The sequence below is a fragment of the Flavobacteriales bacterium genome, assembly GCA_026129465.1.
Taxonomy (GTDB): Bacteria; Bacteroidota; Bacteroidia; order Flavobacteriales_F; family PHOS-HE28; genus PHOS-HE28.
In genome coordinates, this window is record JAHCIA010000001.1 from 964,187 (window position 1) to 976,869 (window position 12,683).

The following is a 12,683-nucleotide window of genomic DNA, read 5'->3' on the forward strand; positions in this document are numbered from 1 at the left end:
GCACTCCTTTCCCATGCCTTTCCAGCTCGTTTCCGAATTCACCCCCACGGGCGACCAGCCCGAGGCCATCCGCCAGTTGGTGGAGGGGCTCAACGAAGGGGTGCCCGCGCAGACCCTGCTGGGCGTCACCGGCAGCGGCAAGACCTTCACGGTGGCCAACGTCATCGCCCAGGTGGACAGACCCACGCTGGTGCTGAGCCACAACAAGACCCTGGCGGCGCAGCTCTACGGGGAGTTCAAGCACTTCTTCCCGCACGACCGGGTGGAGTACTTCGTGAGCTACTACGACTACTACCAGCCGGAGGCCTACCTGCCCACGACGAACACCTACATCGAGAAGGACCTCTCGATCAACGACGAGATCGAGAAGCTGCGATTGAGCGCCACCGGTGCCTTGCTCAGCGGTCGCCGCAACGTGATCGTGGTGGCCAGTGTGAGTTGCATCTACGGCATCGGCAACCCGGTGGAGTTCCACAAGACCATGGTGGAACTGCGGGTGGGCCAGCGGATCACGCGCAACATGCTGTTGCACCAGTTGGTCACCGCGCTGTACAGCCGCCGCGACCAGGACCCGGCGCGCGGCCACTTCCGCGTGCGCGGCGATGTGGTGGAGGTGTATCTGGCCAATGCCGACGAGGGCATCCGCATCCATTTCTGGGGCGACGAGATCGAACGCATGGAACGCTTCGGGATCCCCGACACGCGCACCATCGAGGTGGAGGAGCAGGTGACGATCTACCCGGCGAACATCTTCGTGACCAGCAAGGACACGATGAACGCCGCGCTGGATGCCATCCGGGAGGACATGGAGAAGCAGGTGGCCTTCTTCAAGGAGATCGGCAAGCACCTGGAAGCGAAACGGCTGGAGGAGCGCGTGCTGTACGATCTGGAGATGATGCGCGAACTGGGCTACTGCAGCGGCATCGAGAACTACAGCCGCTATTTCGACCAGCGCCAGACCGGACAGCGCCCCTTTTGTTTGCTGGACTACTTCCCGGACGACTACCTGATGGTGATCGACGAGAGCCACGTGACGGTGAGCCAGGTGAACGCCATGTACGGCGGGGACAGGAGTCGCAAGCGGAACCTGGTGGAGTATGGCTTCCGCCTGCCCAGCGCCATGGACAACCGGCCGCTGAAATTCGAGGAATTCGAGGGCATGTTCGGCCAGGTGATCTTCGTGAGCGCCACCCCGGCCGACTATGAGCTGGAGCGCAGCGAGGGCGTGGTGGTGGAACAGGTGGTGCGCCCCACCGGCCTGTTGGACCCACCGATCGAAGTGCGCCCCAGCCACGACCAGATCGACGACCTGCTGGACGAGATCCGCCACCGGGCCAAGCGCGACGAACGCGTGCTGGTGACCACCCTCACCAAGCGCATGGCCGAGGAGCTCGACGAGTTCCTGAAGAAGAACGGCGTGAAGTGCAAGTACATCCACAGCGACGTGGAGACCCTGGAGCGCATCGAGATCCTTCGCCAGTTGCGGCTGGGCATGATCGACGTGCTGGTGGGCGTGAACCTGCTGCGCGAAGGGCTGGACCTGCCCGAGGTGAGCCTGGTGGCCGTGCTGGACGCCGACAAGGAGGGCTTTTTGCGCAGCGGCCGGTCATTGACCCAGACCGCCGGCCGCGCGGCCCGCAACGTGAACGGCCTGGTGATCTTCTACGCCGACAAGGTCACCGAAAGCATGCGGCAGACCATCGACGAGACCGAGCGGCGCCGCGCCAAGCAACTGGCCTACAACGCCGAGCATGGCATCACCCCCACGCAGATACGCCGCGACCGGGGCGATGTGATGAAGCAGACCGCCGTGATCGACATCCACGACACGGAGAAGAAGCGCGCCTATTATGTGGAGCCCGAGGAACTGAGCCTGGCGGCCGATCCGGTGATGGCCTACATGACCGCCGACCAGTTGGAGAAGAATGTGCAGTTGTTGGAGAGCCAGATGCGCAAGGCCGCCAGGGAACTGGACTTCATCGCCGCGGCGCAATTGCGAGACGAGCTCTTCGCCATGCGCAAGCTGCTGGAGGAAAGACAGAAGGTCTCCAAGGAACAGCCCTGATCGCGGCGCGGCCCCTGTTCCCACAGGATCTATCTTGGCTCCGTGCCCGGGCCACCTGCAAGGCCGGCGACCTGAACCTTCAAGACCCAGAACGATGATGAAAACCCTACCCTTTTCCCGCCTCCTGGCCCTCGGGCTCGTGCTTCCCTTCACCCTGCATGCCTTCGCGCAGGAATCTTTCGGTGGCATTCCCGCAGTGGAGCGCGTCGGCGCCCAACTCCCGGATGCCCCCCTGGCGGTGATGCCCGCCGTGGATGTGGACGCGTTGCTGGCCGAGGACGAGGCCCGCATCGCCCAAGGCATCAAGGGTCCTTACCGCTTCGGATTCGACCATCAAGTGGAGCTTTCCGTGGAGAACAGCGGCGCCTGGCACACGATGCCCAATGGCGACCGGGTGTGGCGGCTGGCGATCCAGTGCCCGGGTGCCTTGAGCGTGAACTTCGAGTTCCACGATTACTTCCTGCCCGAAGGTGCGGAGGTGTTCGTGTACAACGAATACGAGACGCTCGGCGCCTTCACCATGGCCAGTTCCGGCGGCCAGGAAAGCATGGGCGTGACGCCGATCCCGGGGGAGACCATCACCATCGAGTACATCGAGCCCGCTGCTGTATCGGGCCAGGGCCGTTTGATGATCGGCCAGGTGACGCACGCCTACCGCGACGTCTTCGGCCTCTCCAAGGGCTTCGGCGACAGCGGTGCCTGCAACAACAACGTGAAGTGCCCGATGGGCGATCCCTGGCGCGACCAGATCCGCTCGGTGGCCATCATCGTGGCCGGTGGTGGCATCTGCACGGGACAGATGGTGAACAATTGCGCGCAGGACGCCACGCCCTACTTCCTCACCGCGCGCCACTGCCTGCCCAGCAACCAGAACGTGAACAACTGGGTGTACCGCTTCAACTGGGAAAGCCCCGCCTGCACCCCCTCGCAGAACGGCCCCACCAACCAGACGGTGAGCGGTTCCCAACTGCTGGCCCAGGTGGCCAATGCCGATGCGGCACTGATCCGCTTCAACAACCCGGTACCCGTCGGTTACAATGTGTTCTACAGCGGTTGGGACAAGAGTGGCACGGCGCCCACCAACTCCATCGCCATCCACCACCCCAGCGGCGACGTGAAGAAGATCAGCTTCGACAACAACGCCGCGGTCACGGCCACCTTCGGCGGTGCGCAGTGCTGGCGCATCCTCAACTGGGAGAGCGGCACCACAGAGCCCGGCTCCAGTGGCAGCGGACTTTGGAACCAAGCGGGTCTGTTGGTAGGCCAACTCTACGGCGGCCAGGCCAGCTGCGCCAACAACGTGAACGACTACTACGGCAAGCTGAGCGTGAGCTACCCCTCCTTCCAGCAGTGGCTGGGCAATTGCGGCAACACCCTGTTGGGCTACCCGATCAACGTGGGCATCGATGACCTGGCCGGGACGGACGGCGGCCCGGTGCTGGCACCCAACCCCACGGACGGCTTGGTCACTCTCGCCTGGGACGAACCGCTGAACTCCGCGGGCGTGCTGCTGGTGCGCGATGCCACGGGCCGCGTGCTGCAGGAGCGCAACCTGCCCGGTGGGCTGGACCGCCTGGCGCTGGACCTGCGCAGCTACGCGCCGGGCTTGTACCTGTTGGAGACCCGGCAGGGTGGCCTCAGCGTCACGCAGCGCCTGGTGATCGAGCGCTGAGCGAGCAAAGAATGATGTGAACGGCACCTGTCCAGGGCAACGAAGCCCGGGCAGGTGCCGTCCCACTTCCGGCCCGGGCCGAGGTGCCCGCCTATCTTCACGCCACAAACCGAACCCCATGCACCGCACGTTGCGCAACCTGGCGATCGCGGCCTTCGCGCTTCCCTGCACCACCACCATGGCCCAGCAGGCCTTTGGCGGCCAGCCCTTCGGCCTGATGCCCCATTTGACCGGCCTGCCCGCGCCACCCGTGGTGACCGTGGACCAGCCCACCAGCGGCCACACGCGCGCCCTGTCACTGGACCTTTTGACCGAGGCGATCGAGCATACCATGCCCAACGGCGATCGGCTTTGGCGGCTCTCGCTGCATGCACCAGGTGCCGTGGCGCTGGGCATCTCCTTCGATGCCTTCGAGGTGCCCTATGGCGGTCTTGTCTTCCTCTACAATGAAGCCGGCCAACAACTTGGCGCCTACATGACGGCCAGCTTGGATGGTGCTCCCATCTTGCGCACACCGCGGCTGCCGGGTAACCGCATCACCGTGGAGTACTATGAGCCCCTGGAGGTGCAGGGCGAAGGAGCGATCCGCATCGGAGCGGTGCACCTGCTGGACGCCAACAACGGCCCCGGACGTGCGATGACGGAACAGGAGGACGGCGCGCCCAAGGGTGCCGGTTGCACCGTGACCCCTCCACCCGAAGTGGACATCCTGAGCATCGAATACCAGATCGTCATCGCGCAGGACCCCTTCTGCTGTTTCGACGATTGGGATGACATGTGCCAGGAAGCCTACGATCTGCTCACAGGCGGATGCCCCGCCGTGCCACCTTCCACGGTGGACACCAACAGCCAGGCCTACCTGCTCACCATCCTGGAAGACCCCTACTGCTGCGAGGTGGAGTGGGACGCCATCTGCCAGACCGCCTACGAAGGTTTCGGCGGCACCACGCCTGTGGAATGCGCGGTGGTCCCACCGGCCGAAGTGGATGTGGCGAGCGCGGAATACCTGCTGGTGATCGCGGCCTATCCGGGATGTTGCACCACGGCCTGGACCAGCGAATGCACGGACGCCTACAACGATCTGGTGACGCCGCCCGTGCCCGACCTGGATGCGGCCATCACCTCCATCGTGGACCTTCCCGATCTGGTCTGCGGTGAGGACCATATCGCGCCCCGTGTCACCATCAAGAACAACGGCACCACGGTGATCACCTCCGTGATCGTGATCTATGGCATTGGCGGCCAGGCACCGGCCCTGGATGTCTGGAACGGCTCACTCCTGCCGGGCCAGACCTACAACCACGACCTGCCACCCTACACGGTGCCATCCGCCGAGAATCTACTCACCGTCTCCAGCAATTCCCCCAACGGTCTCCCCGACCAGGTGCCGGACAATGACACGTGGAGCAAGGAGTTCTTCATGAGCTTCCCTTCGGAGAACATGGACCTGCTGCTCACTCCCGACAATTGGGGATCGGATATCACGTGGACGCTGCATTCGGAGGCCGGCACCCTGCTATACAGCGGCGGGCCCTACGCCAACAACCAGAGCGGGCAGACCATGACGATCCCCTTCTGCCTGACGAACGGTTGCTTCACCTTCACCATCAACGACCTTTTCGGCGATGGCATCTGCTGCAGCAGTGGCCAGGGCGAATATGTGATCGTGAACGAGGAGGGCCACGTCTATGCGCAGAGCGACGGCCAGTATGGCTTGCAGAACATCGATGAGATCTGCCTCAGCGCGGTCTCGGTACCGGAAGTGGCGGGCATGGGCGCGCTGGGCGTGTACCCCAATCCCACCGATGGCCTGGTGACGGTGACGCTGGCCGGGCTGGAGGGTCCGGTGGCGCTGCAACTGACCGATGGCACGGGCCGTCTGGTCCGCGAAACGATGCTGCCACAAGCCGCTCCATGGACCACGGTGGATCTGCGCGGACTGGCGCGTGGGGTCTACCTCCTCACCGCGATGCATGCGCAGGGCCGCGTGGCGCAACGCGTGGTGCTGGACCGGTGACGGACGTTCAGTAGCGAAGCAGGTAGTACACCAGCTTCACGTACTCGTTGTTCACCATCAGGAGGCCCTCCTCACTACGCCACCATTGGCGGTGATCGTAACGGTCGCTGGTGGCACCATGCAACAGCACGGTCATGCCTTCCTTCGCGAAGCGCTTGCGGAAAACGCGCCGCACCCGCCTGAGGTGGAACTCCGTGGACACGACGGTGATGGTGTCGTGCCCCAGCATCCAGGCATGCAGGAATATCGCGTTGGATTCCTCCCAGGTGCTGGTGCCCCTTGGCAACAGCTGCACGCGGGCGCTGTCCGCCCCGGCCCGGAGGGCGGCCATGCGGCTGAGCTCCGCCTCGTTCCATGTGAAGCCCGCCGCCTCCAGCACGGTGGGGATGTTCGAGCCCGTGCAGTAGGCCACTGGCGCCAGGCCGCGATCCAGCAGGTGGGCCGCCGCAAGGCCACGCTCCAACGGCGATCCGCCCAGCACATAGATGGCGTCGCATCGCATCTGGGGGTCGGGCGTGATGAGGTGGTCGCCTACCGCGCGCAACAAAGGCCGCCGCACCAGCCAGCAGGTGGTCAGCAACAATAATAGGCCGATGACCGATAGCACCAAGCGGCCAGAGAAACGCTCGCGCAGACCGCTGAGGCGGCCGGCAGGTCCATCATGTTTCATATGGGAAATGTAGTACGGCCTCAATAGGCGCCATGGCGGCGGCGAAGCACCCACTCCAACGCGAGCAGTCCCAGCAGCACGAAGAACAACCACCGCAGGCCGATGAGGTCGCTGAAGCTGGCCTGCACGTAGGAACGCGCCACCAGCCCGGGACGCTCCCTGATCGCCGCTTCCAGCGCTTCCATCGCCTCGGGCGCGAACATCATTCCTCCGGTGCGCACCGCCAGGTCCTCCAACAGACCATGGTCGGCCGCTGTATTGAGTCGCTCCGCCACCAGGCCCTTCACAAGCAGTTCGCCCTTCGCGGTGAAGCGTTGTCCGTCGAATGGGGCGGACGCCTGCCAGGCATAGCGGCCAGGAGGAAGGCGGCCGGCATCCAGGCGATAGGCATTGCCTGCGCGGAGGAAGGCGTAGGGGTAGTCGCGCCCGTCCTCATCGGTGAGCGTGATCGCGGCCTCCGGCGTGTTCACCAGCTCATAGGTGGCATCATAGAGTTCGGCCCGCATGAGGATCCGCTCATTCTCCAGGAATACCGGCGCATGGTCCACGCGGAAGCGGCTCCGATCGGCCTTCAGCGCCAGGTATTGTGCGAGTTTGTGCACGAGCCGGTCGAAGCGTACATGCGAGCCGTTCTGCTGCAGGTCCGCCGAGCGCCAACGCCAAAGACCTTCCCCGGCGAAGACCGCCGTGCGCCTTTCGCCCTGCTGCTGCACCACGAGCAGGGGCTGCTCCGTGCGTACCGCGCCGATCCGTTGGCGCATCATGGCCGTGGCGGAGCGTCCCAGTTCGTACTGGCCAAAAGGCGCCTGCAACGGCGGGAAACGTTCGAAGGCCCGCACCTGGTCCTCGTCCAGCGCGAAGGCCGTGGCGCCGCGGTCCACCAGCGCATGCACATCGCTGTGCGCGGCGCGGCCGCCCATGACGCGCATGCCGGCGCCCTGCGCATTGAAAGCGTTGAGGTCCATGCCCGGCCCCAGGATGAACAGCACCGGAATGCCCTTCTCGCGCGCCCGGGCGAGCAGCCCTTCGACAGGGTGCTTCGGCGATGGCAACCGGTGCAGCACGATGAGATCGAAGGCCTCGGCGCTGCCGGTGAAGTCCGCCGCGAAACGCAGCTCCGAACCGTAACCCTCCATACCACCGAGCGCCAGCCGCAAGGCGCCCAGGTCGGGATGTGGCGCATCGCCAAGCAACAGGATCTTCTGCCGGTCGTCCAGCACGTCGATGTACACGTCCATGCTGTTGTTCAGGTCGGTGTCCTCCCGGTCCAGCGGGCGCACCGTCACCGTGTAGCGCTGCAGGCCGGGTTTCTCCGTGCGGATGGTGAAGGGCAGCTCGGCGATGAAGGGATCACCGGTGATGCGTACCTCCTGCGAGGCGATCTCGCGGCCACTGCTGCTGACCGTCACGCGCGTGGAAGCACCCACCAACCGCCGCGCCTCGATGCGGGCCAGCAGGGGGAAGTCATTGCCGAGATAGCTGATGCGGTTGTGCTCCACGTCCTTCAGCAGCAGGTCCGGCCGCACGGTGGTATCGCCCAGCGCGATGGTGAAAACGGGCACACCAAGGCGCGCTGCCTCCAGGCGCGGATCACGTCCCCGGTTGTGGATGCCATCGCCGGTCAGCACCACGGCGCCCAGATCGGGTCCGCTGAAACGATCGTAGGCTTCGCGCAGCAATTGGCTGATGTCGGTGAGCGCGTCCCCCTGTTCAAAGGACAGACCCTCGCGCACGTGGTCGCCATAGGTGAAGGTGCGCACGAGGAAACGGTCGGAAAGGCGCTCGGCCAGGTCTTCCAAAGCACTGCGGTAGGTGGTGCGCAAACGGGTCGTATCCCCGGCGAAGCGAAGTGAGGAAGAACCGTCGTGCGCGATCACCAGCACCGGCTTGCGCACATCGCGAAGCATGGTACGCACCATGGGTTCCAACAGGAAGAAGGCGATGAGCGCGATGGCCAACGCGCGCACCACCGCCAACCCGCGGGCCAGCCCCGGAGAAAAACCATCCCTGGCTCCCGCGCGCCGATACAGCCACCATGCCAGGGCCACGCCCAGCGCCAGACAAAGCGGCGCCAGCCAGAGGCTGTGGGCGGTGGTGAGGTCCATTGGTCTATTTGGTTGAAGGTTGAGGGCTTGGAGGCTGGAGGTTGAATGCGGGGGGCCGGAACGGGCGACAAAGGTCCGCTATCGACGTGGACAAGCGGCGCGGGATCGTTCACGGAACAACATCCGGCCCCTCAACTGCCCGGCATCCAATGGCAGCATCAGGTCAACATGCCGCCACACACATGCAGTGTCTGGCCGGTGATGTAGGCGCTGAGGTCGCTGCCGAGGAAGACGCAGGCATTGGCCACGTCCGTGGGTGTTCCGCCGCGTTTCAGGGGGATGCCTTCGCGCCATTGCTCCACCACTTTGGGGTCGAGTGCGCCGGTCATCTCCGTTTCGATGAAACCGGGCGCGATGGCGTTGCTGCGGATGTTGCGGCTGCCCAGTTCCAGCGCCACGCTCTTGGTGAAGCCGATGATGCCCGCCTTGCTGGCGGCGTAGTTGGCCTGGCCGGCGTTGCCCTTCACCCCCACCACGCTGCTCATGTTGATGATGCTGCCGCTGCGTTGTTTAAGCATGGTGCGCATCACCGCCTTGGTCATATTGAAGACGCTCTTCAGGTTGGTGGCCATCACGGCATCCCAATCCGCCTCGCTCATGCGCATGAGCAGTTGGTCCTTGGTGATGCCGGCATTGTTCACCAGCACGTCCAGCCGCTCCCATGCGGCCACCACCTGGTCCACCGCGTTCTGGGCCTGGGCGAAGTCGCCCGCGTCGCTCTGGATGGCGAGCACCCTGCGACCATGCTTGGCCGCCAGTTCCGCGGCCAGCGCGCCGGCCTTGTCGGGGCTGCTCACATAGGTGAAGGCCACGTCGGCGCCCTCTTCGAGAAAACGTTCCACGATGCCGCGGCCGATGCCGCGCGAGCCGCCGGTGACGAGGGCGGTCTTGCCATTCAGTAGTGCCATGCGGCGAAGGTAGCGGCGATGGACGAGCCGCGCTTCACACCGGCATCTCCAGCTCCTTCGCAGCGGGCGCATCCGGGAAATGGATCGAGTGGGGCATGCCTCGTGGCGGTGCGATCCACATGTTCATGGGGGTTCCTGAGCATCGGCAGGACAATAGGTTCGCCCGCATACCGTGACCGCCATGACCCGACCGACACGACATACACGATCGCTGGCTTTCATCTGCCTCCTGGCCCTGTCAGGCCCCATGGATGCACAGCACATCATGCCATTGTTGCCAACGCCGGCCGGCGAAAGGCCATTTCCGACCGGCGATGCCGAACGATCGGCGATGCTGACGGCCGAACCGCTGGGTGTGGCCGGCGTGGGTGAACCCGCCATACGCTGGTCAGCGAAGGTCTCACGGGTCGGAGCATTCACCCATGGGCTGCCCGAAGTGGCGGAGATCAAGGCCGCGAAGCAGGCGGAAAGGTCGCGCAACGACCTGCCGGTACCCGAGGGGGAAGCCGGTGTACCGAAAAGCCTTCAGCCCTTGGTGGGGGCCAATTTCGAGGCGAACTGGTCCGTGGCACAGACACCTCCCGACAATTCCATGGCCATCTCGAATGGCGGATCCATCGTCACCGCCAACAACGACGAGGTGCTCTACATGAACACCTCGGGGACCGTGCTCCAGTACTACGCCTGGCACGACTTCTTCAATGATCCGCAGCTCAACGCGAACATCTACGACCCCAAGGTGGTCTACGACAGCCAGGCCGATCGTTTCATCATGACGGTCCTGCATGGAAGCACCGCGGCGAACTCCATCGTGCTGTTGTGCTTCTCCCAGAGCAACAATCCGACCATTGGATGGTGGGTCTACAGTCTTCCGGGCAACGTGCTGCAGAACAATACCTGGTTCGACTACCCCGGGCTGGGTGTTTCCACACATGATGTCTTCATCACCGGCAACATGTTCACTAGCGGGAACAACCAGTTCAACCAGGCCCTGGTATTCCAAGTGGCCAAGGCGCAGGGCTACGTCGGCCAGTCGCTGAACTATCTGTACTGGTCGAACCTGAGCGGCCAACCCTACGCGGCCTTCACCCTGCAGCCGGCCGGTTGGGGGCACCAGGGCAACTCCGGACCTGGCATGCTGTTCGTGAGCAGCAGCGCTGGGGGCGCCAGTACGATCCGCATCTGGCAGATCACCAATGCGGTGGGTTCCAACCCGCAAATGAACGCCTACACCAGCCCGGTACCCGCCTATGCGCCAGGGGCCAACGCCAACCAGATGGGGACCAACGACCTGCTGGACACCGGCGACTCACGCATCCTGGCCGCCTTCTTTCTCGGCGACCGCATCCACTTCGTGCATCACGCGGATATCGGAGGTACGTGGAACGGCATCCGGTACGGGCGCACCAACGTGAACGACCTGCAGACGCAAACGGCCAACTGGGGGAACCAAGGCACAAGCGACCTGGCCTACCCGGCCCTGGCGGCCTTCAGCAACGATGCGAGCGATCCGGGTGTGATGATGGCCTATGTCCGAAGTTCACCGTCGCTCTATCCTGAAGCCAGGGTGGTCTACTGCGATCAGAACCTCACCTTCAGCAACGGGGTCCTGGTGAAGCAGGGCGAAACCTTCGTGAACTTCCAACAAGGCAATATTGAACGCTGGGGGGACTATACCGGCATGGCACGAAGACACAATGCGCCTACACCGAAGGTCTGGATGGCGGCCTGCTACGGTGCCCACGCGCAGGGATCGCTCAACAACACGTGGAAGACCTGGGTGGCCGAGATCGGTTCCATCGGCAATGTCGGCATCGAAGAGACCGGTTCGGGGCCGGGGATGCGTGTGTTCCCCAACCCGGTGACCGACCACTTCCAACTACGATTCATGCTGCAAGAGACCACCGCCTTGCGAGTGGAGATCATCGATGCCCGGGGAGCGATGGTGAAACTGTTGCACGAGGATACCCGCAAACCCGGGGAGTACCTGCTCACCTTCAACCGCGGCGCGCTCACCAGCGGCACCTATCAGCTTGTGGTCCGCGGCACCAACACCATCATCGGCCATGAAACGATCGTTGTGCAATAGCCTGTTGTTGAGTGCCGGTCTTCTGCTGCTGACCTGCGGCCCGGGCAAGCGGGCGAAGCACGACGACGGCGGTGAGGTCCCGCGCGCTCGGGATGGGAGGGGCATCCGGCAGGAGGCCCCGCACCACCATGCGCCCGACCAGGACCGTATCGACAGCCTTAAGGAGGAGAAGCAGCGGGAACGCGATCGGCCCCGCGAACCATAGCGCCAAGCGACCCTGGCGCGGCAGAAGACCTGGCCTTACCCCAGCACCTCCTTCACCTTCGCGCCGATCTGCGCCGGGCTGTCCACCACGTGGATGCCGCATTCGCGCATCACCTTCTTCTTGGCGGCCGCGCTTTCATCGGCACCACTGACGATCGCGCCGGCATGGCCCATGGTGCGTCCCACGGGGGCTGTTTCACCGGCGATGAAGCCGATGACCGGTTTCTTGCAGTGGGCCTTGACCCAATGGGCCGCCTCGATCTCCAAGGCACCGCCGATCTCGCCGATCATGACGATGGCCTTGGTATCAGGATCATTGGCGAAGAGCTTAACGGCTTCCAATGTGGTGGTGCCGATGATGGGATCGCCGCCGATGCCGATGGCCGTGGTGATGCCCAGCCCCGCTTTCACCACCTGGTCGGCCGCTTCGTAGGTGAGGGTGCCGCTCTTGCTCACGATGCCCACCGGGCCCTTCTTGAACACGAAGCCCGGCATGATGCCCACCTTGCACTCGTCGGCGGTGATCACGCCCGGGCAATTGGGGCCCACCAGCACGCAACCCTTGCCATTCAAGTATTCGCGGGCCTGCACCATGTCCTTCACGGGAATGCCCTCGGTGATGCACACGACCACCTTGATCCCCGCCTCGGCCGCCTCCATGATCGCATCCGCAGCAAAGGCGGGCGGAACGAAGATGATGCTCACATCAGCGCCGGTCTTCGCCACGGCCTCGCTCACCGTCTCGAAGACGGGCCTGTCCAGATGCTTCTGCCCGCCCTTGCCGGGCGTGACGCCGCCCACCACGTTGGTGCCGTACTCGATCATCTGCGTGGCGTGGAAGGTGCCCTCGCTGCCGGTGAAGCCCTGCACGATGACCTTGGAGTTCTTGTTGACGAGGACGCTCATGCTGGATGAAGTTGGGAAGTTGAGCCGTTGGAGCCTGCCTGCCGAAG

At 64.3% G+C, this 12,683-nt stretch carries 9 protein-coding genes; 5 read left to right on the forward strand and 4 right to left on the reverse strand.

Annotated features, from left to right (window positions below; all coding sequences use genetic code 11):
- Positions 1–13: 13 nt before the first annotated feature.
- From uvrB to KIT10_04045, 3 genes are all read left to right on the forward strand, one after another.
- On the forward strand, positions 14–2,065 hold the full coding sequence (gene uvrB / locus KIT10_04035; GenBank protein MCW5898420.1) for an excinuclease ABC subunit UvrB: 2,052 nt from the start codon (positions 14–16) through the stop codon (positions 2,063–2,065).
- A 94-nt stretch (positions 2,066–2,159) separates the two neighbouring features.
- Positions 2,160–3,737, forward strand: a complete 1,578-nt coding sequence (locus KIT10_04040; GenBank protein ID MCW5898421.1) for a trypsin-like peptidase domain-containing protein — start codon at positions 2,160–2,162, stop codon at positions 3,735–3,737.
- Between the two features lie 118 nt (positions 3,738–3,855).
- The gene (locus tag KIT10_04045; protein MCW5898422.1) at positions 3,856–5,754 is read left to right on the forward strand and encodes a T9SS type A sorting domain-containing protein; all 1,899 of its coding nucleotides are present in this window, start codon (positions 3,856–3,858) and stop codon (positions 5,752–5,754) included.
- A gap of 7 nt (positions 5,755–5,761) precedes the next feature.
- Here the strand turns inward: KIT10_04045 and KIT10_04050 are convergent, their stop codons facing one another.
- The 3 genes from KIT10_04050 to fabG form a co-directional block, all read right to left on the reverse strand.
- Complete coding sequence (locus tag KIT10_04050) at positions 5,762–6,424, reverse strand: YdcF family protein (protein MCW5898423.1); 663 nt, start codon at positions 6,422–6,424, stop codon at positions 5,762–5,764.
- A 20-nt stretch (positions 6,425–6,444) separates the two neighbouring features.
- A complete protein-coding gene (locus KIT10_04055) occupies positions 6,445–8,529 on the reverse strand; it encodes a VWA domain-containing protein (protein ID MCW5898424.1) in 2,085 nt (694 codons plus the stop codon).
- Between the two features lie 158 nt (positions 8,530–8,687).
- Positions 8,688–9,437: a 3-oxoacyl-[acyl-carrier-protein] reductase gene (fabG, locus tag KIT10_04060; protein MCW5898425.1), complete on the reverse strand. Its 750-nt coding sequence runs from the start codon at positions 9,435–9,437 to the stop codon at positions 8,688–8,690.
- Positions 9,438–9,768: 331 nt separating this feature from the next.
- Here fabG and KIT10_04065 point away from each other — a divergent pair, with 331 nt between their 5' ends.
- Positions 9,769–11,526 carry a T9SS type A sorting domain-containing protein gene (locus tag KIT10_04065; GenBank protein ID MCW5898426.1) on the forward strand — a complete coding sequence of 586 codons (1,758 nt, stop codon included), beginning with the start codon at positions 9,769–9,771 and terminating at the stop codon, positions 11,524–11,526.
- Positions 11,504–11,731, forward strand: a complete 228-nt coding sequence (locus KIT10_04070) for a hypothetical protein (protein ID MCW5898427.1) — start codon at positions 11,504–11,506, stop codon at positions 11,729–11,731. The genes KIT10_04065 and KIT10_04070 overlap by 23 nt, the downstream gene beginning before the upstream one ends.
- 35 nt (positions 11,732–11,766) lie before the next feature.
- Here the strand turns inward: KIT10_04070 and sucD are convergent, their stop codons facing one another.
- Positions 11,767–12,636 carry a succinate--CoA ligase subunit alpha gene (gene sucD, locus KIT10_04075; protein MCW5898428.1) on the reverse strand — a complete coding sequence of 290 codons (870 nt, stop codon included), beginning with the start codon at positions 12,634–12,636 and terminating at the stop codon, positions 11,767–11,769.
- Positions 12,637–12,683: the final 47 nt, after the last annotated feature.